General features: G+C 59.8%; 18 protein-coding genes and 1 riboswitch. Of the genes, 12 read left to right on the forward strand and 6 right to left on the reverse strand.

Annotated elements, in window-relative coordinates; genetic code table 11:
• Window positions 1–6: 6 nt before the first annotated feature.
• Window positions 7–927: a nucleoside hydrolase gene (locus tag ACN1CO_RS19295; RefSeq protein ID WP_419140315.1), complete on the reverse strand. Its 921-nt coding sequence runs from the start codon at window positions 925–927 to the stop codon at window positions 7–9.
• Between the two features lie 117 nt (window positions 928–1,044).
• A riboswitch (Fluoride riboswitch) is annotated at window positions 1,045–1,120 on the forward strand.
• A gap of 87 nt (window positions 1,121–1,207) precedes the next feature.
• Here ACN1CO_RS19295 and crcB point away from each other — a divergent pair.
• Entirely contained in the window at window positions 1,208–1,585 is a 378-nt protein-coding gene (gene crcB / locus ACN1CO_RS19300) for a fluoride efflux transporter CrcB (protein ID WP_283546800.1), read from the forward strand.
• A 122-nt stretch (window positions 1,586–1,707) separates the two neighbouring features.
• Window positions 1,708–2,523, forward strand: a complete 816-nt coding sequence (locus ACN1CO_RS19305; protein WP_419140316.1) for a sugar phosphate isomerase/epimerase family protein — start codon at window positions 1,708–1,710, stop codon at window positions 2,521–2,523.
• On the opposite strand, the gene ACN1CO_RS19310 is transcribed toward ACN1CO_RS19305, so the two are convergent.
• From ACN1CO_RS19310 to ACN1CO_RS19320, 3 genes are all read right to left on the reverse strand, one after another.
• Window positions 2,520–3,125 (reverse strand): alpha/beta hydrolase, encoded by a 606-nt coding sequence (locus tag ACN1CO_RS19310; RefSeq protein ID WP_419140459.1) that lies wholly within the window; start codon window positions 3,123–3,125, stop codon window positions 2,520–2,522. The two genes, ACN1CO_RS19305 and ACN1CO_RS19310, sit on opposite strands and share 4 nt — an antisense overlap.
• A 23-nt stretch (window positions 3,126–3,148) precedes the next feature.
• A complete protein-coding gene (locus ACN1CO_RS19315; protein WP_419140317.1) occupies window positions 3,149–4,090 on the reverse strand; it encodes a glutathione S-transferase family protein in 942 nt (313 codons plus the stop codon).
• Between the two features lie 98 nt (window positions 4,091–4,188).
• Entirely contained in the window at window positions 4,189–5,094 is a 906-nt protein-coding gene (locus ACN1CO_RS19320) for a LysR family transcriptional regulator (protein WP_419140318.1), read from the reverse strand.
• Window positions 5,095–5,235: 141 nt separating this feature from the next.
• Here ACN1CO_RS19320 and ACN1CO_RS19325 point away from each other — a divergent pair, with 141 nt between their 5' ends.
• Window positions 5,236–6,360, forward strand: a complete 1,125-nt coding sequence (locus tag ACN1CO_RS19325) for a GNAT family N-acetyltransferase (protein ID WP_419140319.1) — start codon at window positions 5,236–5,238, stop codon at window positions 6,358–6,360.
• Here ACN1CO_RS19325 and ACN1CO_RS19330 read toward each other — a convergent pair.
• Window positions 6,357–8,189: an ABC transporter ATP-binding protein gene (locus tag ACN1CO_RS19330; protein WP_419140320.1), complete on the reverse strand. Its 1,833-nt coding sequence runs from the start codon at window positions 8,187–8,189 to the stop codon at window positions 6,357–6,359. The genes ACN1CO_RS19325 and ACN1CO_RS19330 overlap by 4 nt on opposite strands.
• Window positions 8,190–8,261: 72 nt before the next feature.
• Here ACN1CO_RS19330 and ACN1CO_RS19335 point away from each other — a divergent pair, with 72 nt between their 5' ends.
• On the forward strand, window positions 8,262–8,762 hold the full coding sequence (locus tag ACN1CO_RS19335) for a GNAT family N-acetyltransferase (protein ID WP_419140321.1): 501 nt from the start codon (window positions 8,262–8,264) through the stop codon (window positions 8,760–8,762).
• A gap of 35 nt (window positions 8,763–8,797) precedes the next feature.
• On the opposite strand, the gene ACN1CO_RS19340 is transcribed toward ACN1CO_RS19335, so the two are convergent.
• Window positions 8,798–9,715: a sugar ABC transporter substrate-binding protein gene (locus ACN1CO_RS19340; protein ID WP_419140322.1), complete on the reverse strand. Its 918-nt coding sequence runs from the start codon at window positions 9,713–9,715 to the stop codon at window positions 8,798–8,800.
• A 419-nt stretch (window positions 9,716–10,134) separates the two neighbouring features.
• Here ACN1CO_RS19340 and ACN1CO_RS19345 point away from each other — a divergent pair, with 419 nt between their 5' ends.
• The 8 genes from ACN1CO_RS19345 (at window position 10,135) to kdpD (ending at window position 21,138) form a co-directional block, all read left to right on the forward strand.
• Complete coding sequence (locus tag ACN1CO_RS19345) at window positions 10,135–11,526, forward strand: MFS transporter (protein ID WP_419140323.1); 1,392 nt, start codon at window positions 10,135–10,137, stop codon at window positions 11,524–11,526.
• Window positions 11,507–12,463 carry a 2-hydroxyacid dehydrogenase gene (locus ACN1CO_RS19350; protein ID WP_419140324.1) on the forward strand — a complete coding sequence of 319 codons (957 nt, stop codon included), beginning with the start codon at window positions 11,507–11,509 and terminating at the stop codon, window positions 12,461–12,463. The genes ACN1CO_RS19345 and ACN1CO_RS19350 overlap by 20 nt, the downstream gene beginning before the upstream one ends.
• 158 nt (window positions 12,464–12,621) lie before the next feature.
• Window positions 12,622–13,788 carry an HD-GYP domain-containing protein gene (locus ACN1CO_RS19355; RefSeq protein ID WP_419140325.1) on the forward strand — a complete coding sequence of 389 codons (1,167 nt, stop codon included), beginning with the start codon at window positions 12,622–12,624 and terminating at the stop codon, window positions 13,786–13,788.
• A 108-nt stretch (window positions 13,789–13,896) separates the two neighbouring features.
• Window positions 13,897–13,986 carry a K(+)-transporting ATPase subunit F gene (gene kdpF, locus ACN1CO_RS19360; protein WP_010253443.1) on the forward strand — a complete coding sequence of 30 codons (90 nt, stop codon included), beginning with the start codon at window positions 13,897–13,899 and terminating at the stop codon, window positions 13,984–13,986.
• A complete protein-coding gene (gene kdpA / locus ACN1CO_RS19365; RefSeq protein ID WP_419140326.1) occupies window positions 13,986–15,674 on the forward strand; it encodes a potassium-transporting ATPase subunit KdpA in 1,689 nt (562 codons plus the stop codon). The genes kdpF and kdpA overlap by 1 nt, the downstream gene beginning before the upstream one ends.
• Window positions 15,671–17,719: a potassium-transporting ATPase subunit KdpB gene (gene kdpB, locus ACN1CO_RS19370; RefSeq protein ID WP_419140327.1), complete on the forward strand. Its 2,049-nt coding sequence runs from the start codon at window positions 15,671–15,673 to the stop codon at window positions 17,717–17,719. The genes kdpA and kdpB overlap by 4 nt, the downstream gene beginning before the upstream one ends.
• Window positions 17,720–17,729: 10 nt before the next feature.
• On the forward strand, window positions 17,730–18,296 hold the full coding sequence (gene kdpC, locus ACN1CO_RS19375) for a potassium-transporting ATPase subunit KdpC (protein ID WP_419140328.1): 567 nt from the start codon (window positions 17,730–17,732) through the stop codon (window positions 18,294–18,296).
• Window positions 18,297–18,459: 163 nt separating this feature from the next.
• Window positions 18,460–21,138 carry a two-component system sensor histidine kinase KdpD gene (kdpD, locus tag ACN1CO_RS19380; RefSeq protein ID WP_419140329.1) on the forward strand — a complete coding sequence of 893 codons (2,679 nt, stop codon included), beginning with the start codon at window positions 18,460–18,462 and terminating at the stop codon, window positions 21,136–21,138.
• Window positions 21,139–21,184: the final 46 nt, after the last annotated feature.

Below are 21,184 nucleotides of genomic sequence, written 5' to 3' on the forward strand. Positions count from 1 at the left end.
AGCGCTTCAGGGCGCGGTGAGGGTCTCAAAGAAGTGTGCCCGCACCGCGTCGGCATCCACGCCGAGCGCGATACGCTGGGCGGGCAGACCGGCAAACGGATCGGCTCGTGATGCCAGCGCACTCAGTTTACGCACCGTCTGACCGCAGGCGATGCCCTCTGTAATCACCCGCAGCGGGCTTTCAGTGAGGGTAAAGGCCTGCGGCAGCGTCAGCCACGCCACCGCAAGGGTGTCGTGCAGCGCCATACCGTTGAATCCCTCTTTCTCCAGGCTGTAAGCCAGGTAAGGGCGACAGATAGCGCTCAGCACCGGCTGGTTCAGACGCTGAACCTCTTCGCCGCTGATCAGCACCTTGTGCGTGACATCCAGCGGGATCACCACCACGTTGAGCGCCGAGGCGAGCACCTGATCGGCGGCGTGCGGATCTTTCCAGATATTAAATTCGCTGAAGGGCGTCACGTTGCCGCTGTGGCCGTCGGTGCCAAACGCGCCGCCCATCATCACCAGCTCTTTCACCAGCGGAATAATATCCGGCGCCTGATTAATGGCCGTCGCGATATTGGTCAGCGGGCCAATCGCCACCAGGGTGATCTGATGCGGCTGCGCCCGCACGCTGTCGATAATAAACTGCACCGCGCCCGGTGCCTCATCGCTAAAAGTATTATCAAACGCATCGCCCAGGCCATCTTCACCGTGCAGCCTGGCGGGCGCAGAGGGTGCCAGCGCCAGCGGCCGTGAACAGCCGCGCCAGACCGCCGCGTTAATCGCTATTTTGTCGCAAAACAGCCGGGCATTTTTCACCGCCTGACCCACCGCCACGTTGCCAAATACGGTGGTAATCCCCAGCAGATGCTGCGTCCGCGCCGCATAAGCCAGCGCAAAGGCATCATCCACGCCGATATCAGTATCAAAAATCAGGGTACGCATAGGGTCTCCGCAACAGGCTGTAAACCATCAGCATTACCCCGCCAGCGGGCAGGGCGTCAAGCGATTCAGCCGCTACGAGCACACGCTTGCCAGCCTGAAACGGGCGTCGTATTATCACCCGCTCAAGGTGATGGCGTGCCACCTTTCCCAACCGCCGGTGGGCTTAACACCGGCTGATGACGCCTGACACTCAATCCTTTCGCGGGAGCTGAGGTGTCAGGCGCAATTTATCTCTGCCTCTCCCCTCAGCCCGGCATTACTCTGTAATCAGGAGCAAGACATGTTTAAACCGTTACTGGCTGTGGTGATCGGCGGCTCTGCTGGCTGTGTTCTGCGCTGGCTGTTCGCGATGCGCTTTAATGCGCTCTTTCCCAACCTGCCGCCTGGCACGCTGCTGGTGAATCTGATCGGCGGTCTGGTGATCGGCGGCGCGATGGCCTGGTTTGTCCGCCATCCGGAGATCGACCCAATCTGGAAACTGCTGATCGTCACCGGACTCTGCGGCGGGCTGACTACGTTCTCCTCGTTCACCGCGGAATTAATGGGACTGCTGCAGGCAGGGAAATATCTCTGGGGAATGGCGATCGTGCTGGTGCATGTGATCGGCTCGCTGCTGATGGCGTTTGCCGGTTTCGCGCTGGTCACGCTGCTGGGCTGACCCGGCGAATCGGCGCTTGTCATAACGCTTAAGAGGTAGATACTGTTTCAGGTTTTACGCCCGCGTTTCAGGGCGTAATGCTGAACGTCACCGATTATTCCGGACGATTAAGGAGCCGAGCAATGCGAACCAATCCTACCTTCCTTAACCTGGTGTTGTTAAACGGTGAACCCGGCCAGAAATTACAGGCGGCGCGTGACGCCGGTTTTGATCAGGTCGAGATCTGGCGCGAGGATGTCGACGCAAGTGAGGGCGGCGCTGCGGCCCTGGCGGAGATCGCCGGCTTAAAGGGACCTGGCTTTACCAATCTGCAGGTGCTGCGCGATTTTACCGGCGCACCCGGTGCGCTGCGATGTCAGAAGCGTGAAGAGCTGCGTCAGTTTATCCGGATCGCTCAGGCGCTGGGCTGCGACACCATTCAGGCACCGGCCAGCACCCGCGAGGATTGCTGCGCCGATCAGATTGATGATGACCTGCGCTGGATGGCCTCTGAAGCTGCACGCTACAACATGCGCATCATGTATGAACCGATGGCCTGGTGCAGCGTGGACAACACGCTGCCGCTGGCGTGGCAGCGACTGCAGCGGCTCGACCAGCCCAATATCGGGCTGGTGGTTGATCTGTTCCACATCTGCGCGCTGGGCGGCGACGCCTCGCAACTGGACGGCATTCCCGCCGACCGCATTTATGAAGTGCAGCTGTGTGATATGGCGGCCGTTCCCGCCCAGGATAAGCAGAGCCTGATGGCGATGGCAAAGCATCAGCGTCTGCTGCCCGGCGATGGCATTATCGATGTTGAACGCTTTGTCGATAAGCTCAAAAGTGCGGGCTATCAGGGGCCGGTGGGAATCGAAGTCTTTAATGATGCGCTGAAACGCCTGCCGCCCGACGTGGCTGCGCGTCATGCCTGGCAGGCGTTAACGCGCTGCTGGGGTTAATCCTGCAGGCACTGCCCGATAAACGCGGCGGCGTGCAGGGCACCCTGGGCTGAGATGGTGTGGCCGGTGGCGGGTTCAAAGCGCGCATCGACCGGCACCGCTGCTGCACGAAGTCTTGCTGCGGCAGATTCGCTCTCCTGCCACGGGATCACGTCATCGGCCTGACCGTGAATCAGCAGCGCGGGCACATGAGCCTGCGGCGTTAATTCACCGTCAACCGCCAGACGACCCGAGAAGGCGACCACGCCCGCCAGCGGATAACGGCCGGAAGCCAGTGCATCCAGCGCCATGATCGACCCCTGAGAGAAGCCCACCAGCACCACATCCTGCCAGCGATCGGCGAAGCCATGCTGCGCAACAATCTCATTGAGTGTTGCATCAAACGCCGCCCGCGCGGCCCGAACCCGTCCCGGCCGGTTCTCTGGCGTCACGTCCGCCAGACTGAACCACTGCCAGCCAAAACCGGCGGGAAAACGTTCGGGCGCATTGGGGGAGGCAAAAATCACATCCGGCAACAGCGTCGCCCAGTGACGGCCAATCGGAGCCAGATCGTCGCCGTTACTGCCTACGCCATGCAGAAAAATCACCAGTGCTTTTGCCATCATTGCTCCTTTAGCTTGCGCCCTTATAAATTGTATTCACTCATATCCGGGCCAGCCGGAACGATCCCGTTCGGATTCAGCGCCTTGATTGAGTAGTAACCCTGTTTGATGTGATCGATATTGACCGTCTCACGCACCCCGGAGACCGATAACATGCTCTTAAGATAGCGATTCAGCAGAGTGTAGTCGCGTATCCGGCGCAGGTTGCATTTGAACAGGCCATGATAGGCGACGTCAAAGCGAATCAGGGTCACGAACAGGCGAATATCGGCTTCCGTCAGCCGTTCACCCAGCAGGAAAGTGCGGCCATCGCCGAGCAGGGCTTCCAGTTCGTCGAGCTGGCTGAAGACGTCGTTAAATGCCTGCTGATAACTGATTGCGGTCGTCGCGAACCCGGCACGATAGACACCGTTATTCAGACGCGGATAGAGGCTCTCATTCAGCGCATCAATCTCGGCGCGCAGCGCGGCGGGATAGAGGTCGATGTGGTTATCGGCCAGATCGCCAAAGCCGCTGTTGAACATGCGCACGATGTCAGCGGACTCGTTGTTAACGATGGTGCCGGTTTTCTTGTCCCACAGCACCGGCACGGTGGCGCGGCCGGTGTAATCGGGCATGACGCGGGTATAGATTTCATGCAGATATTGCGCGTTGTTCAGCGGGTCTGGCTGCGCACCGGGGAAATTGCCAAAGCGCCAGCCCTGGGCACCGAGCTGCGGCTCCACCACCGTCACGCTAATCAGCGACTCAAGCCCTTTGAGTTTGCGGGCCATCAGGGTGCGGGACGCCCACGGACAGATCAGCCCGACATAGAGATGGTAACGGTCGGGTTCGGCCGCGAACTCTGTGGAGCCATCGCTGCTGATAAAGTGCCGGAAGCCGGACGTCTGACGGACGAAGCCGCCCTGTTTATCGGTAGCCTGCACCGGATGCCAGTCACTACTCCATTTGCCTTCTGTTAACATCGTGCGACTCCTCTGTGATGAGAGAAGCAGCTTAACTGATGCCGAAATGGCTGATAATCCGCTGGTGAAGACAATCATTTATTCCATTATGGAAGAAATCACGCCAGTGGAAAGTGGGTGAAGTGCGTCACCAGAAAGTCGATCAACAGGCGCGCCCGGTGTGCCAGATAACGGGCAGGCGGATAGACTGCAAACAGGCCCAGCGGCGGCGTGTCGAAGTTCTCCAGCAGCCTGACAATCTCACCCCGTTGCAGCGCCGGGGCCGCAATAAAACCGGGCAGTCGTGCAATGCCCAGACCAGCGACGGCGGCCTGCAGGCAGGCTTCGGTATTGGCGAAGCGCAGACGCCCGCGCACCGGTACGGTGACCATCTCGTTGCTGCTGTCGCCGCGGGTAAACGGCCAGTGCCAGGGATCGCGAAAATTGGTGTCGATGATGCACTGGTGCTGGTCCATGTCACGCCAGTGCTGCGGCGTGCCGAACTGCTCCAGATAGACCGGTGAGGCGGCGATGCGCACATGCACTTCACCCAGCTTGCGCGCCACCAGGCTGCTGTCGCTCAGGGTGCCGATACGGATCGCCATATCAAAGCCTTCATCGACGATGTTCACGGCCCGATCTGAAAAGCTCACATCCAGTTCAATCTGCGGATAGCGCCGGGCAAACGCCACCAGCACCTGGGAGAGTATCGCGGTACCGAAGGAGTCGGGCGCGCTGATCTGGAGTCTGCCGGTCGGCGCGGTCGCGCTTTCCCGCACGCTGGCATCCAGCGCCTCGAAGGCATCCAGCAGGTTCTTTACCCGCTCATAATAGCTGCGCCCGACATCGGTGGGCGACAGGGCGCGCGTGCTGCGCTTGAACAGCTGGACGCCGAGCTGCTGCTCCAGCTTTGAAACCAGCTTGGACGCCTGACTGCTACTGGTGCCCAGACGTAACGCCGCCGCCGAAAAGCTGCCGGTTTCCAGCACCGTGACAAACATCCGGTCACAATCGAGTCGATCCATGGCGATGTCCTGTGGAGGTAAAGTGGCAGTATAGGGGCTGCGGCCAGGCGTTGCAGCCTTCACTTTGCGTGCCTTAACCCTTTCGCTGGCGGGGAAAACCTGCTTGACTGACTCTCTGCCCGACGTTCTCTGGAGTATTTCATGTCGCTGATTCACCTGACGTCACTGGCGGAGATCCCGGCCGCCGAGTGGGATGCGCTGTTGCCTGATGACCAGCCGTTTTTGCGCCACGCCTTTCTGCTTACGTTAGAAGAGAGTGGCAGCGTGCGGCCCGAATCCGGCTGGCAGCCTGATCACCTGCTGTGGCGGGAAAATGGCGTGACCCGTGCCGCGCTGCCGGGCTACCGCAAACGCCACTCGCAGGGCGAATATGTCTTTGATCACGCCTGGGCGGATGCCAGCCAGCGCGCCGGGATCCGTTACTACCCGAAATGGCTGGGAGCGATTCCCTTTAGCCCGGTTAGCGGCGCGCGTCTGCTGGGTGACACATCCGCCGCGGCACAGCTGCTGTCGGCGCTGCCGGAGAGCCTGTTGCAGCAGGGCTTAAGCGGCGCACACATCAACTTTACCGATGCGCAGGCTAACCAGCTGCTGGCCGATCAGCCCGACTGGCTGTCCCGGCTCGGTTGTCAGTATCACTGGCACAACCGTGGTTACCGCGATTTTCAGGACTTCCTGGACACGCTGATGTCGCGCAAGCGCAAACAGCTGCGTAAAGAGCGGGAGCAGGTGCAGCAGAGCGGCTTTGAGTTTGACCGCTATCTGGGCTGTCAGCTGCGCGAAGATCAGTGGGATTTTGTCTATACCTGTTACGCCAACACCTATGCGGTGCGCGGTCAGCGACCCTATCTGACGCGCGACTTCTTCAGCCTGCTGGCGGAGCGGATGCCGCAGAATATTGTGGTGGTGATCGCCCGCTTACAGCAGCAACCGGCGGCAATGGCTTTCTATCTGCGGGACAGCCACTCGCTCTATGGCCGCTACTGGGGCTGTCTGGCGGAGTTTGACCGGCTGCACTTCGAAACCTGTTTCTATCAGGGGATGGATTTAGCCCTTGATGAAGGGCTGACGCGCTTTGATGCGGGCGCACAGGGCGAGCACAAACTGGTGCGTGGCTTTGAGCCGAAGATCACCCACTCCTGGCACTATCTGCTGCATCCCGGCCTGCGCGATGCCGTGGCAGATTTTCTGGTGCAGGAGCGGGAAGGCGTGCGCGGCTGGGCGGAAGAAGCACGCGACGCCTTACCCTATCGACGCGGCGATTAATCGATGCCGACAAAACCGCCGGTCTGATGCTGCCACAGACGGGCATAAAGACCGTTCTGTGCCAGCAGCTCGTGATGGCTGCCCATCTCGGCAATGCCGCCTTTATCCAGCACCACCAGTCGATCCATCTTCGCGATGGTCGACAGGCGGTGCGCAATCGCGATCACGGTTTTACCCTGCATCAGTGACTCCAGGCTCTCCTGAATCGCCGCTTCCACTTCGGAGTCGAGCGCAGAAGTGGCCTCATCCATGATCAGAACCGGCGCATCCTTCAGCAGCACGCGGGCAATTGCCACACGCTGACGCTGACCACCCGACAGTTTCACGCCGCGCTCGCCCACGTGCGCGTCCAGCCCGGTGCGGCCCAGTGAATCGGAGAGCAGTGGAATAAACTCATCGGCGCGGGCGCGGTGAATCGCCAGCTGTAATTCCTCCTCGCTGGCGTCAGGACGACCATAGAGCAGGTTTTCCCGGATTGAGCGGTGCAGCAGCGAGGTGTCCTGCGTAATCATGCCAATCTGGCTGCGCAGGCTCTCCTGCGTCACGGCGGCGATATCCTGATCGTCGATCACAATCCGCCCGCCGTTCAGGTCATAAAGACGCAGCAGCAGGTTCACCAGCGTCGATTTACCGGCGCCCGAAGGGCCAATCAGGCCAATCTTCTCACCGGGTCTGATGTTGAGGTTAAAACCGTTAATCACCTGACGACCACCGCCATAATCGAAGCACACATCCTCAAAACGGATGTTGCCACGCGTCACCTTCAGCTGCTTCGCCTGCGGCGCATCCTGCACACTCAGCGGCTGCGCAATGGTTTTCAGGCCATCCTGTACCGTGCCGATATTCTCGAAGATGCCGTTAACCACCCACATGATCCAGCCGGACATATTCACCAGACGGATCACCAGACCGGTCGACAGCGCAATCGCCCCGACGCTGATCAGCGACTGGCTCCATAACCAGAGTGCCAGCCCGGAGGTCGAGACAATCAGCAGGCCGTTCAGCGCCGACAGCGTCAGATCCATGCTGGTGACCATGCGACCGGCATGCTGGGTTTTTTCCGTCTGCTCCTGAATCGCCTCACGCGCATACTGACGTTCCAGATCGCTGTGCGCGAACAGTTTGATGGTGGCGATGTTGGTGTAGCCATCAACAATGGTGCCCATCAGCTTAGATCGCGATTCCGAGGAGACCACCGAACGTGCTTTAACACGCGGCACAAAGAAACGCAGCGAGGCGCTGTAGGCCACCATCCAGATAATCAGCGGGATCATCAGCCGCCAGTCGGCACCGGCAAACAGCACCAGCGAAGTCACGGCGTAGATCAGCACGTGCCAGATGGCGTCTACCAGCTGCACCGCAGAATCACGCAGGGAACTGCCGGTCAGCATGATGCGCTGGGCAATACGGCCGGCGAAATCGCTCTGGAAGAAATTGAGGCTCTGGCGCAGCACGTAGTTGTGATTCTGCCAGCGGATCATGCTGGTCATGCTCGGGCTGATGCTCTGATGCACCAGCATGTCGTGCAGGGCGATAAAAATCGGCCGCAGAATCAGCGCCACCGCACCCATCCACAGCAGTACCGGCCAGTTATCCTGAAACAGGCTGGCGGGCGTGGAGTGATTGACCATATCGATAATGCGGCTCAGATAGCTGAACAATGACACTTCGATCAGCGCTGCTGCCAGCCCAACCACCAGCAGTGCGGCAAAACTCGGCCAGACCTGACGCAGATAGTAGAGGTAAAACGACCAGACCGTTGAGGGCGGCGAATCGGTGGGCGCGTCATGAAAAATATTGATAAAACGCTCAAAACGACGATACAACATAGCGGTACTCTTTCCGTCCGGTAAAGAGCTACAGCTTAGTGCATGATCCCCGTTCGGCTAACAGGAGAAAATATGGAAATCGTCATTCGGGCACGGGAACCGCACGATGCAGCCGCCTATCAGCGACTCTACAGTCATCCCGATGTTTATCCCTGGACACTGCAGCTGCCGTTTCCCAGCGTCGCCACCTGGGAGAAAAAAATCGCCAGAATGGATGCCGAGGGGTTTATCGCTTTTGTCGCCGAGATCGATGGCGTGCTGGCCGGTGAGCTGACGCTGTTTGTGGATAACAAGCCGCGTACCCGCCACTGCATCAGCTTTGGGCTGGGCGTGCATCCCGACTTTGGCGGTCGTGGCGTCGGTGAGCGCCTGATCCGCACCGCGATGGACTATTCACGCAACTGGCTGGGTATTACCCGTATGGAGCTGGAGGTGTTCCATGACAACGATCGGGCGCTGCGGCTCTATGAGCGTCTGGGCTTTGAGCGGGAAGGGGTGATGCGTGAAGCCGCCCTGCGCGACGGTCAGTTGCGCGATGTGGTAATGATGGCGAAGCTGCTGCACGACAAGTAATAACCGGAGCGGCATCACTGCCGCTCCGTGCTGCGTTACGGATTTTTATTGCTGTAATGCTGCATGTTCTGCTGCGTGACCAGCTCAAACGGAATCCACTGGTGGGAGTCGACCTTCTGGCCTTTGATCATCTGCTGCGCCACCTCAACCGACTTTTTACCCTGGCCCACGGCATCCTGGAACACCGTCACCGCCAGTCTGCCGCTCGCCAGCGCTTTCAAACCATCCGGTGTGGCATCAATGCCGCCGACCAGAATGGTTTTCTTCGGTTTCGCCTGAGCAATCGCCATCGTCGCGCCAATCGCCATTTCGTCGTTGTTGGCGGCGACAATATCAATCTCTTCGCCGTTCGACAGCCAGTTGAGCATTAAATCCATGCCCTCATTGCGCGCATAGTTGGCGGTCTGCTTCAGCACCACTTTCATGTCGGGATACTTTGCCACCACCTGTTCCACATCTTTGGTGCGCTGCAGCGCGCCCGCATCGCTGAGGTTGCCGATCATGATGGCGACTTTGCCACGGTAACCGGCCTGCTTCGCCAGCGCCTCCATCTGTAATGTGCCCGATTCGCGTTCGTCAGAGCCGACAAACACCACGCCCGGCGGCAGGGTTTTATCGCCCGGAGAGCGGTTAACGTAGACCAGCGGAATGTGCGCCTGCTGCGCCAGTTTCGTCAGTGCTGGGGTGCTGGCCGAGTCGACCGGATCGACAATAATCGCGTCTACGCCAGCGCTGATAAAGCTCTGAACCTGGTCGGTCTGACGACCCACGTCGCCGCGGGCATCTTCGAACTGCGCATCAAGCTGACGCACTTTGGCCTCTTTCTCAATCGACTGGCGAATAATGGTCAGGAAGTTCTGGTCGAAATAAGCCATTGAGACGCCGACCTTCTCAGCCAGCGCCGACGTGGACAGAGAGAGCAGACAGAGTATGGCCCATGCACGTTTATTCATTGGGGACTCCAGAGGTTGCCAGGTGGAATGGATTTTTCATTTATTATAAAAATGGAAAAGTAGGATCATTTGCAGCTTAAGAACTGCCGTCCGCTTTGACAACCGGCCCTTTTCACACTTGTTAGCGCCGACACACTTTGCCGTGAAATCGCCGCGTCATAGCTGCCCGCGCCGGTGAAATCCCCGACCTGGCGCACACTCTGCGGCAGAAAGCCGGGACTCTTCACGCTTTTGTGCAGCGCCGCACGGGCAGTTGTGGCGGTTGTCAGAAAACCTCTTAATCGTGCCAGACGATCCCGACATCTGCACAATGACCGATAGTTAGCCTCCTACCTATATTTCCTGAAGCGGGAAATCTCAGCGTTATTCCTGAAAAAAACCTCGTGGCGCAACCCGCCGCTTTTTAAGGAATTCAGCTCATGCTTAACGACCAACTGCCTCAACGGACAACCCATGTCCGCATCGGGATCCTCTGCCTGATCCTGTTTCTGTCGGTGGTGGCATACGCCGACCGCTCGATCCTGTCGATCTCCGGATCGGCGATCAAAGAGGAGTTCAGGCTGTCGGCGATCCAGCTCGGATTGATCCTCTCTGCCTTCAGCTGGGCCTATGTCATCGGTCAGATCCCCGGCGGACTGTTGCTTGACCGCTTCGGAGCCAAAAAAGTCTATGGCGTCACGCTGGCGCTCTGGTCTGTCTCCACGCTGGCGATGGGATTCGTGGGTGAGTTCTCCAGCGGGATGACCGGCGCACTGATGCTGATGTTTGGTCTGCGCTTTATGCTGGGATTAATTGAAGCGCCCAGCTTTCCCGCCAATGCGCGCGTAGTGATTATGTGGTTCCCCGGCGCAGAGCGGGGACGGGCTTCCTCGCTGTTCAGCTCGGCGCAATATTTTGCCGTCGCTATCTTCTCGCCGCTTTCAGGCTGGCTGGTGTCGCGCTTTGGCTGGGAATGGCCCTTCTTTGTGCTGGGCGGCATCGGGCTGGTGGCGGTATTTGTCTGGGCGGCCTGGATGCGCGAGCCGCGCAATCATCCCGGCGTATCGGAAAGTGAACTACGCCACATCGTCGAGGGTGGCGCGCTGGTGGATATCGATGCGGCCCAGACGCTGAAAGCGCAGCCACCGATCAGCAAAGCGATGTTCAGAAAGCTGCTTACCAATCGCATGCTCTGGTGCGCTTATCTCGGGCAGTACTGCATCATCGCGCTCAGCTACTTCTTTATCACCTGGTTCCCGATCTATCTGGTGCAGGCGCGCGGCATGAACATCATGGAAGCGGGATTCGCCACTATTGCTCCGGCGCTGTTTGGTTTTCTTGGCGGGATCAGCGGCGGTTACCTGTCAGACAAATTAATCGCCCGTGGCTGGAGCGTCTCCTGGGCGCGTAAAACACCCTATATCGTCGGCATGCTGATGGCGTCCAGCCTGGTGCTGGCGGCGATCATTCCCGGTAACGGCGGCATCATCGCCATTATGTCCTTCGCCTTTTTCGGCAAAGGCATCGCGGCCGGAGCCGGCACCTGGACGGTGATCAGCGATACCGCCCCCAAAGAGGCAGTAGGTCTGGCGGGTTCGATATTTAACGGCATTGGCAATATCGCCGGTTTCACCACGCCGCTGCTGTTCGGCATCATCGTCGGGCTGACCGGCAGCTACAGCATCGGACTGGCGTTTGTGGCGGCACACTGCGTGGTAGCGGCTCTGCTGTTCCTGCTGGTGATGGGACCGATTGAACGCGTCGGAGAAGAGACCGATCGCCCGGCATCCTATAATAATCAGGAGAAAGAAGATGGCATTAAAGCAATGTAAGGTGCTGATCAAAGGGAAATTCCTGCCACCACAGCTAATAGAGAATATCGAAACGTCGTTTACCGCCTTCCGGTTGTGGGAGGTGGACGATGAGGCGGCGTTTCTGGCTGAGCAGGGGGCAGATATTGACATGCTGGTCACCAGCGGCAATGCGGTCATGGGCGCACCCGCCGCGCTGATTGCCGCGTTGCCCAACCTGAAAGCGATCTGCAGTAATGGCGTCGGGTATGACAGCATTGATATGGAAGCTGCCCGGTCGCGCGGCATTGTGGTGACCAACACGCCAGAGGTGCTGAATGATTGCGTCGCGGATCTGGGGATGGCGCTGCTGCTGGATGTGGCGCGCCGCATCAGTGAGGCCGATCGTTTCACCCGAGCCGGTCACTGGTCGCAGGGGCGCTTTTCGCTGAGCAGCAAAATCGGCGGCAAGGTATGCGGCATCGTCGGGCTGGGCAATATCGGTCAGGCGGTAGCCAGGCGCGCGCAGGCATTTAATATGCAGATTCATTATTACAATCCGCGTTCACGCCCTGATGTGCCCTATACCCGGCATGAGAGCCTGGTCGCGCTGGCGCAGCAGGCCGATTTTCTGGTGCTGACGCTGCCAGGCGGTGCCACGACGCGCCATATTATCAACGCGGAAGTCCTGCAGGCGCTGGGACCGCAGGGCTATCTGATTAACATTGCGCGCGGCAGCGTGGTGGATCAGCAGGCGCTGGTAGAGGCACTGGAAACCCGGCAGATCGCCGGGGCCGGGCTGGATGTATTCGAACAGGAGCCGCAGGTGCCCGACGCCCTGCGCCAGCGCGACAATGTGGTGATTACGCCGCATATCGCCAGCAGCACCCGTGAAACCATGGCAGCGATGGCCGACCTGGTGTTTGAGAACATGCTGGCCTTTGCCCGTGGTGAGCCGGTGCTGACCCGGGTAGTGTAATCATACCAATGACGTAACCCTGCTGAAACAGGGGTGAGGCAGGACGCCTCTCCTCTGACCACTCTCCCAACTCCCGCCTTCGCACAAAACAGCCTGAAGAAAATTTGTCCAGCTGCCGATATCACCTTACCCCCCCGCCAGTGTTAAGGAGTGATAGCGTGATAAAGCTGATTACCATTGATGAATTGCGTCCAGGGATGTTTATCCACAAGCTGGAGGTCTGGTGGATAAAAGACCAGCGCATTCATAATCAGATGCTGATCACCGACCCACGTCAAATCGCCACGCTACGCAGTGAAGGGATCCGCCAGCTCTGGATCGACCTTGATCGTTCGGTGCAGATGCCGATCGCCTCTCCGGTCGCAAAGAGAACCATCGGGCGCACCCCGTTTTTTCAGGAACTGGATCAGGCACAGCTGATCTTCCAGCAGGGCAAACCGAAAGTGCTGGCGATGTTCAACGAAGCGCGGCTGGGTAACGGCCTGAAGCTCGATTATATGATGGACCTGGTGGATGAAATCGCCGGATCGATCACGCGTGAACCCTCTGCCATGCTGAGCGTGGCGCGGCTAAAAAATCATGATGACTACACCTATCTGCACTCCATGGCGGTCTGCGGGCTGATGATTGCGCTGGGTAAAAAACTTGGGCTGGATGAGCAGCAGCTGCGTCGGGTGGGCATGGGCGGTTTACTGCATGATGTCGGCAAAGCGGCCGTGCCGCTGGCGATCCTCAACAAAGAGGGCAAGCTGACCGAAGAAGAGTTCAGGGTGATGCGTGAGCATCCGGTGGTCGGCACGCAGATGCTGATAGAGGCCAATGCCGACGACGATCTGCTCGATATCGCCCTGCATCATCATGAAAAATATGATGGCAGCGGCTATCCTCACCGCCTGAAAGGCGAGGCGATCTCGTTCTACGCCCGTATGGCGGCGGTGTGTGATGTCTATGATGCCGTGACCTCAACCCGCTCCTATCGCAACGGCTGGACACCTGCTGAGGCGATGCACCAGATGCTGAGCTGGCGCGGCCATTTCGATCCTGGCTTGCTGCACACCTTCGTACGAACCATCGGCATCTACCCGGTGGGATCGCTGGTGCGTCTGGCCTCTGGTCGGGTGGCGCTGGTGGTGAAAGCGGGCGAAAAATCGCTGATGCGTCCCTGCGTGCATGTTTTCTGGTCGCTGCACGCCCAGCGTGAAGTGAAGCCGGAAGAGCTGGACCTCGGCGACAGCTTCTGCACCGACAGCATTGTGGGTGCAGAAGACAGTAAGCTCTGGGGCAACGTCGATCTCAATCGTATCTGGGCGCTGGAAGTCGCCTGATTTTTCGCCATTTTTACACTATTTTTACGCCCGCCCGCTGCATTTTAACCCCTTCTTTATACGCCTCCGCGCAAGCTAAGCCATAAATCCAATCCTCTGGAGGTTCCTGTGAGCGTGGGCGTAATAACTGGCATTGTGCTGGTGGTGTTGTTGCTGGGCTATCTGATCTATGCCCTGTTAAATGCGGAGGCCTTCTGATGGCGGCCAATGCTTTTTTACTCATCGCATTTTATCTGGTGCTGCTGATGGTGCTGGCGCAGCCGCTTGGACGGGGTCTGGCCTCGTTAGTAGCTGACAAGCCGGTATTTGCCCGCCTGGAAGCGCCGCTGTGGCGAATGCTGGGTGCGCAGGAATCGGATATGCGCTGGCCTCACTACCTGCTGGCGATTCTGCTGTTCAATGCGCTGGGCTTCGTGGTGCTGCTGGCGATGTTGCTGTTGCAGGGCTCGCTGCCGCTGAATCCTCAGCAACTGCCTGGCCTGAGCTGGCATCTGGCGCTCAACACCGCCGTGAGCTTCGTGACCAACACCAACTGGCAGTCCTACAGCGGCGAAAGCACCCTGAGCTATTTCAGTCAGATGGTGGGCCTGACGGTGCAGAACTTCCTCTCTGCCGCGACCGGTATCGCCGTCGCCTTTGCGCTGATCCGTGGCTTCGCCAATCGCAGCTCTGCGACCCTGGGTAACGCCTGGCGCGATCTGACGCGCATCACGCTCTACGTCTTACTGCCAATCAGCCTGCTGATGGCGCTGTTCTTTGTCAGCCAGGGCAGCATTCAGAACTTCGCGCCTTATCACAGCTTCTCCACGCTGGAAGGCGTGCAGCAGACACTGTCGATGGGACCGGTGGCGTCGCAGGAAGCGATCAAAATGCTGGGCACCAACGGTGGCGGCTTCTTTAACGCCAACTCCGCTCATCCGTTTGAAAACCCGACGGTGCTGACGAACCTGGTGCAGATGCTGAGCATCTTCCTGATCCCGGCTGCGCTCTGCTTCGCGTTTGGCGAAAGCGTGCGTGACCGTCGTCAGGGCCACATGCTGCTGTGGGCGATGACGCTGATGTTTGTCGCGGCAGTTGCCGTCGTGATGTGGGCCGAACTGCAGGGCAACCCGCACTTCCTCCAGCTGGGGGCCGACAGTGCCGTCAATATGGAAGGCAAAGAGACGCGCTTTGGCATTCTCAACAGCAGCCTGTTTGCGGTCATCACCACCGCGGCTTCCTGCGGTGCGGTCAATGCCATGCACGACTCCTTTACCGCGCTGGGCGGCATGGTGCCGATGTGGCTGATGCAGCTGGGTGAAGTGATCTTTGGCGGCGTCGGTGCCGGTCTCTACGGCATGCTGCTGTTTGTACTGCTGGCGGTGTTTATCGCCGGACTGATGATTGGCCGTACTCCGGAGTTCCTGGGTAAAAAAGTCGATGTGTGGGAAATGAAAATGACCGCGCTGGCGATTCTGGTCACCCCGGCGCTGGTGCTGATCGGCACCGCCCTGGCGATGATGACCGACGCCGGACGCAGCGCAATGGCCAACCCGGGCATTCACGGCTTCAGCGAAGTGCTTTACGCGGTCTCCTCGGCGGCCAACAACAACGGCAGCGCCTTTGCCGGACTGAGTGCTAACACGCCGTTCTGGAACCTGTTACTGGCTGTCTGCATGCTGCTGGGTCGCTTCGGCATCATCATTCCGGTGATGGCGATTGCCGGAGCGATGGCGGTGAAAAAAGTGCAGCCGGTGGGTAACGGCACGCTGCCAACCCACGGTCCGCTGTTTATTGCACTGCTGATCGGTACGGTGCTGCTGGTGGGTGCACTGACCTTTATTCCTGCTCTGGCGCTGGGCCCGGTGGCTGAGCATCTGCAACTTGTTCAGGGACAATCCTCATGAGTCGTCAACAACAGGCGTTATTTGACGCAGCCCTGCTGCGTACCTCGGCCTGGGATGCGGTGAAAAAGCTCGATCCTCGGGTGCAGTTCCGTAACCCGGTGATGTTTGTGGTCTACCTCGGCAGCATTCTGACCTCGCTGCTGGCGGTGGCCATGCTGACCGGGCGCATCAGCGGCAGCGCCAGCTTTACCGGATCGATTGCGGTCTGGCTCTGGTTCACCGTGCTGTTCGCCAACCTGGCGGAGGCGCTGGCAGAAGGGCGCAGTAAGGCCCAGGCCAGCAGCCTGAAAGGGGTGAAAAAAACCAGCTTTGCCAAAAAACTGGCATCAGCGCGCTATGGTGCCGAATGGCATCAGGTCAGTGCCGATGAGCTGCGCAAAGGCGATGCGGTGCTGGTAGAAGCGGGCGACATCATTCCCTGTGACGGTGAAGTGATGGAGGGTGGTGCCTCAGTGGATGAGAGCGCCATTACCGGTGAATCTGCTCCGGTCATCCGTGAGTCAGGCGGTGACTTCGCCTCTGTGACGGGCGGTACCCGTATTCTCTCTGACTGGCTGGTGATCACCTGTAGCGCCAACCCGGGTGAAACCTTCCTTGACCGGATGATCGCCATGGTTGAAGGCGCAAAACGCCGCAAAACCCCGAATGAGATCGCTCTGACCATCCTGCTGGTCTCACTGACCATCGTGTTCCTGCTGGCGACCGTGACGCTCTGGCCGTTCTCCGCATGGGGCGGAACGCCGGTCAGCATCACCGTGCTGGTGGCGCTGCTGGTCTGTCTGATCCCGACCACTATCGGCGGCCTGCTGTCGGCGATTGGGGTGGCGGGGATGAGCCGCATGCTGGGTGCAAACGTCATTGCGACCAGTGGACGTGCGGTAGAAGCCGCCGGGGATGTGGATGTGCTGATGCTGGACAAAACCGGCACCATCACGCTGGGTAACCGCCAGGCGACCCAGTTCATGCCCGCGCCAGGCGTCAGCGAAGAGCAACTGGCCGATGCCGCGCAGCTCGCCTCGCTGGCCGATGAGACGCCGGAAGGCCGCAGTATCGTGGTGCTGGCGAAGCAGCGATTTAATCTGCGTGAGCGCGATCTCAGCAGCATGGGCGCCAGCTTTATTCCGTTCTCAGCCCAGACCCGCATGAGTGGCGTGAACGTGCAGGACCGGTTAATCCGCAAAGGCGCGGTCGATGCCGTTCGTCGCCATATCGAAGCGAACCATGGCCGTTTCCCTGCCGAGGTCAATGCGCAGGTGGAAGAGGTGGCACGCGGTGGCGGCACGCCGCTGGTGGTGTCAGAGGGCGCGAACGTGCTGGGCGTGGTGGCGCTGAAAGATATCGTAAAAGGCGGCATCAAAGAGCGTTTTGCCGAGCTGCGCAAAATGGGCATCAAAACGGTGATGATCACCGGCGATAACCCGCTAACCGCCGCGGCGATTGCTGCAGAAGCGGGCGTGGATGACTTCCTGTCGGAGGCCACACCCGAAGCCAAACTGGCACTAATCCGCCAGTATCAGGCAGAAGGACGTTTAGTGGCGATGACCGGCGACGGCACCAACGATGCGCCTGCCCTGGCGCAGGCGGATGTGGCGGTAGCGATGAACTCCGGTACGCAGGCGGCGAAAGAGGCGGGCAACATGGTCGATCTCGACTCGAACCCGACCAAGCTGCTGGAAGTGGTGCACATCGGTAAACAGATGCTGATGACGCGCGGGTCGCTGACCACTTTCAGTATCGCCAACGACGTGGCGAAATATTTCGCCATTATTCCGGCGGCGTTTGCGGCGACCTATCCGCAGCTCAACATGCTCAACGTGATGCATCTGCACTCGCCCGCCAGCGCGATTCTGTCAGCGGTTATTTTTAATGCCCTGGTGATTGTGTTCCTGATCCCGCTGGCCCTGAAAGGCGTCAGCTACCGCCCACTGAGTGCTGCTGCGCTGCTGCGCCGTAACCTGCTGATTTACGGTCTGGGTGGCCTGCTGGTGCCGTTTATCGGCATCAAAGCGATCGATCTGCTGTTAGTGCTTTCAGGCATGGCCTGAGGAGAAAAAAATGAGTCAGTTACGTCCGGCAATTTTACTGTTGTTGCTGCTTACGCTTGTCACCGGCGTGGTTTATCCTTTGCTCACCACCGGTCTGGCACAGTGGCTGTTTCCATCACAGTCCAGCGGCTCGCTGCTGGAGGAAGATGGCGTGGCGCGCGGGTCAGCACTGATTGGCCAGAACTTTACCCAGCCCAACTATTTCTGGGGCCGTCCTTCAGCCACCGGTGATAAACCCTATAACCCGCTCTCCTCAGGCGGCAGCAACCTGGCCGCCAGCAACCCGACGCTGGATAAAGCGGTAGCCGACCGCGTCGCTGCGCTGCGGGCCGCGAACCCGCAGGCACCGGCAGCCGTACCGGTTGAGCTGGTCACTGCTTCTGCCAGCGGGCTGGACCCGGATATTTCGCCACAGGCGGCTCTCTGGCAGGCTCCCCGTGTCGCCGCCAGCCGCAAGGTGCCGGTGGAGCAGGTCGAGGCGCTGATTGAGAAGATGACGCATCGTCCACTGATGCCATTCCTCGGCACACCGACCGTCAACGTGTTGCAGCTGAATATGGAGCTCAACGAACTGTAATGGTGTTAAGAGCCTATCCCATTAGGCTATTTTATTTGTCAGTCTGAACCTGGGCAGTGCTCACAATCCTCACGTACTACGTGTACGCTCCGGTTGTTCCGCGCTGTCCGTGTCCAGACTGTCTGCAACAATTACGCCTACTGGCATAGGCTCTAAGGAAGCGATGAACCACGACGAACCCCAGCGTCCCGATCCCGACGCGCTGCTGCAGGCTAACCGCGAAACGCATCGCGGGCAGCTGAAAATTTACTTTGGTGCCTGTGCCGGCGTGGGCAAAACCTACGCCATGCTGCAGGAGGCACAGCGGCTGCGTGCGCAGGGTCTGGATGTGCTGATCGGCGTGGTAGAGACCCATGAACGGCCGGAAACCGCTCAGCTACTGACAGGATTAACCCTGCTGCCGCGTCGCGCGACCGGCCGTTCGCGTCATGCGGAGTTTGATCTCGATGCCGCGCTGGCCCGCCATCCGGCGGTGATCCTGATGGATGAGCTGGCGCACACCAACGTCAAAGGCTCGCGCCATCCCAAGCGCTGGCAGGATATCGAGGAGCTGCTGGAAGCGGGCATCGACGTCCTGACCACCGTCAACGTACAGCACCTTGAGAGCCTCAACGATGTGGTCGGCGGCGTCACCGGCATTCAGGTGCGCGAAACCGTGCCCGATCCCTTTTTCGACAGCGCCGACGAAGTGGTGCTGGTCGATCTGCCACCCGACGATCTGCGGCAGCGGCTGAAAGAGGGCAAAGTCTATATTGGTGACCGCGCTGAGCGCGCCATCGAAAACTTTTTCCGCAAAGGTAACCTGTTCGCCCTGCGCGAGCTGGCCCTGCGCCGCACTGCTGACCGGGTCGATGATCAGATGCGCGCCTGGCGCGATCAGCAGGGACGGGAACGCGTCTGGCACACCCGCGACGCCATTCTGCTCTGCATTGGCGACGACAGCGGCAGTGAAAAACTGGTGCGCACCGCCGCCCGGCTGGCAGCGCGACTCGGCAGTGAATGGCACGCGGTCTATGTCGAAACGCCCCGGCTCAACCGGCTGCCGGAAGCGCGGCGACGGGCAATCCTGCGCACGTTACAGCTGGCGCAGGAGCTGGGCGCGGAAACCGCCACCCTCTCTGAACCGGATGAAGCGGAAGCGGTACTGGGCTACGCCCGCGAACACAATCTGGGCAAAATCGTCACCGGTCGCCGCCCGCTGCGGCGCTGGCGGCGTGACAGTTTTGCCGAACGACTGGGTCAGCTGGGCCCGGATCTCGATCTGCTGGTCGTCGCACTGGATGAGCCGCTGAAGGATGCGCCGCATCCGCTGCCGGATGGCCGCGTCAACAGCGAGAAATGGCGTATTCAGCTGCGCGGCGTAATGATGGCGCTGGTGCTCTGTATCCTTGTGACCGCCGCCGGACAGTCTGTGCTGATCGGTTTCGATCCCGCCAACTGCGTGATGATCTACCTGCTGGCAGTGGTGATCGTGGCGCTGCGCTACGGGCGCTGGCCGTCGGTGATCGCCACGGTGATGAACATCATCGCCTTCGACCTCTTCTTTGTGGCCCCTACGGGCACGGTGGCCGTCTCCGACCTGCAATACCTGGTGACCTTTGGCGTGATGCTGGCGGTCGGCGTGATCGTCGGCAATCTCACGGCAGGCGTGCGTTATCAGGCACGGGTGGCGCGCTACCGCGAGCAGCGGGCGCGCCAGCTCTATGAGATGGCGAAATCGCTGGGCAGCGCGTTGACGCCGCAGGATATCGCCGCCACCAGCCAGCGGGTGCTCGACGCCACCTTACAGGCACGCTGCCTGCTGCTGCTGCCGGATGATCAGGGCGAGCTGAAGCCGGTGGGCGATGCGCTACCGGCCAGCGAGCCGGATCGCGCGATTGCGAAATGGAGTTACAGCAAAGGCCAGCCGGCGGGTGCGGGCACCGATACCTTACCCGCGGTGCCTTATCAGATCCTGCCGCTGAAAAGCGGGGCTCACTGCCGGGGATTGCTGGTGGTGGAGCCGCAGAACCTGCGTCAGCTGATGATCCCCGAACAGCAGCGGCTGGTAGAAACCTTTACCGTGCTGATCGCCAACGCCCTGGAGCGGATGGCGCTGTCGCACAGCGAGGCGGCCTCCCGTCTCTCGGCTGAGCGTGAACAGCTGCGCAATGCGCTGCTGTCGGCGCTGTCTCACGACCTTCGCACCCCGCTGACCGTGCTGTTTGGTCAGGCGGAAATGCTGATGCTCGACCTGGCCAGCGACAACTCAAAATATGTGCCGCAGGCCAGCCAGATCCGCGAGCAGACGCTGAGCACCATCCGGCTGGTGAGCAACATGCTGGATATGGCGCGCATTCAGTCGGGTGGCCTTAATCTGCGGGAAGAGTGGCTGGCGCTGGAAGAGGTGATTGGCGGCGCGCTGAGCAGCATGGCACCGTCGCTGAAAGGGCATGAGGTCCAGCTCGATCTGCCGGACGACATCGTGCTGATCAAAGGCGACAGCACGCTGCTGGAGCGGGTCTTCACTAACCTGATCGAGAACAGCCTGAAGTATGCCGGTAACAGCGCCCCTCGCGGCATCCGCGCCTGGCGGGCAGCGACACGGCTGGAGATTGCGGTCTGGGACAGCGGACCGGGGATTGCGGAAGAGGATTTAACCCGGATATTCGATAAGTTCTGGCGCGGCAATAAAGAGTCGGCGGTGCCGGGCGTCGGGCTGGGTCTGGCGATCTGTAAAACCATTGTCGAGAGCCACGGCGGTCAGATCTGGGCCGAAAACCGGCCCGAAGGTGGCGCGGCATTTCGTCTCTCGCTGCCGCTGCCGCCCGCCCCTGAAATTTCTGACGAAGGGCTGAAATAACTTCACAGTTGATCGGTTATACTCCCGGACCTGTTTGATTATTCGT

This window comes from Pantoea sp. R13S299, from assembly GCF_048515925.1.
Classification (GTDB): Bacteria; Pseudomonadota; Gammaproteobacteria; order Enterobacterales; family Enterobacteriaceae; genus Pantoea.

What these genes read in the sequence shown, in the direction of transcription:
- ACN1CO_RS19295 (WP_419140315.1), bottom strand. Translation starts at nt 927, where the DNA reads ATGCGTACCCTGATTTTTGATACTGATATCGGCGTGGATGATGCCTTT.
- crcB (WP_283546800.1), top strand. Translation starts at nt 1,208, where the DNA reads ATGTTTAAACCGTTACTGGCTGTGGTGATCGGCGGCTCTGCTGGCTGT.
- ACN1CO_RS19305 (WP_419140316.1), top strand. Translation starts at nt 1,708, where the DNA reads ATGCGAACCAATCCTACCTTCCTTAACCTGGTGTTGTTAAACGGTGAA.
- ACN1CO_RS19310 (WP_419140459.1), bottom strand. Translation starts at nt 3,125, where the DNA reads ATGGCAAAAGCACTGGTGATTTTTCTGCATGGCGTAGGCAGTAACGGC.
- ACN1CO_RS19315 (WP_419140317.1), bottom strand. Translation starts at nt 4,090, where the DNA reads ATGTTAACAGAAGGCAAATGGAGTAGTGACTGGCATCCGGTGCAGGCT.
- ACN1CO_RS19320 (WP_419140318.1), bottom strand. Translation starts at nt 5,094, where the DNA reads ATGGATCGACTCGATTGTGACCGGATGTTTGTCACGGTGCTGGAAACC.
- ACN1CO_RS19325 (WP_419140319.1), top strand. Translation starts at nt 5,236, where the DNA reads ATGTCGCTGATTCACCTGACGTCACTGGCGGAGATCCCGGCCGCCGAG.
- ACN1CO_RS19330 (WP_419140320.1), bottom strand. Translation starts at nt 8,189, where the DNA reads ATGTTGTATCGTCGTTTTGAGCGTTTTATCAATATTTTTCATGACGCG.
- ACN1CO_RS19335 (WP_419140321.1), top strand. Translation starts at nt 8,262, where the DNA reads ATGGAAATCGTCATTCGGGCACGGGAACCGCACGATGCAGCCGCCTAT.
- ACN1CO_RS19340 (WP_419140322.1), bottom strand. Translation starts at nt 9,715, where the DNA reads ATGAATAAACGTGCATGGGCCATACTCTGTCTGCTCTCTCTGTCCACG.
- ACN1CO_RS19345 (WP_419140323.1), top strand. Translation starts at nt 10,135, where the DNA reads ATGCTTAACGACCAACTGCCTCAACGGACAACCCATGTCCGCATCGGG.
- ACN1CO_RS19350 (WP_419140324.1), top strand. Translation starts at nt 11,507, where the DNA reads ATGGCATTAAAGCAATGTAAGGTGCTGATCAAAGGGAAATTCCTGCCA.
- kdpA (WP_419140326.1), top strand. Translation starts at nt 13,986, where the DNA reads ATGGCGGCCAATGCTTTTTTACTCATCGCATTTTATCTGGTGCTGCTG.
- kdpB (WP_419140327.1), top strand. Translation starts at nt 15,671, where the DNA reads ATGAGTCGTCAACAACAGGCGTTATTTGACGCAGCCCTGCTGCGTACC.
- kdpC (WP_419140328.1), top strand. Translation starts at nt 17,730, where the DNA reads ATGAGTCAGTTACGTCCGGCAATTTTACTGTTGTTGCTGCTTACGCTT.
- kdpD (WP_419140329.1), top strand. Translation starts at nt 18,460, where the DNA reads ATGAACCACGACGAACCCCAGCGTCCCGATCCCGACGCGCTGCTGCAG.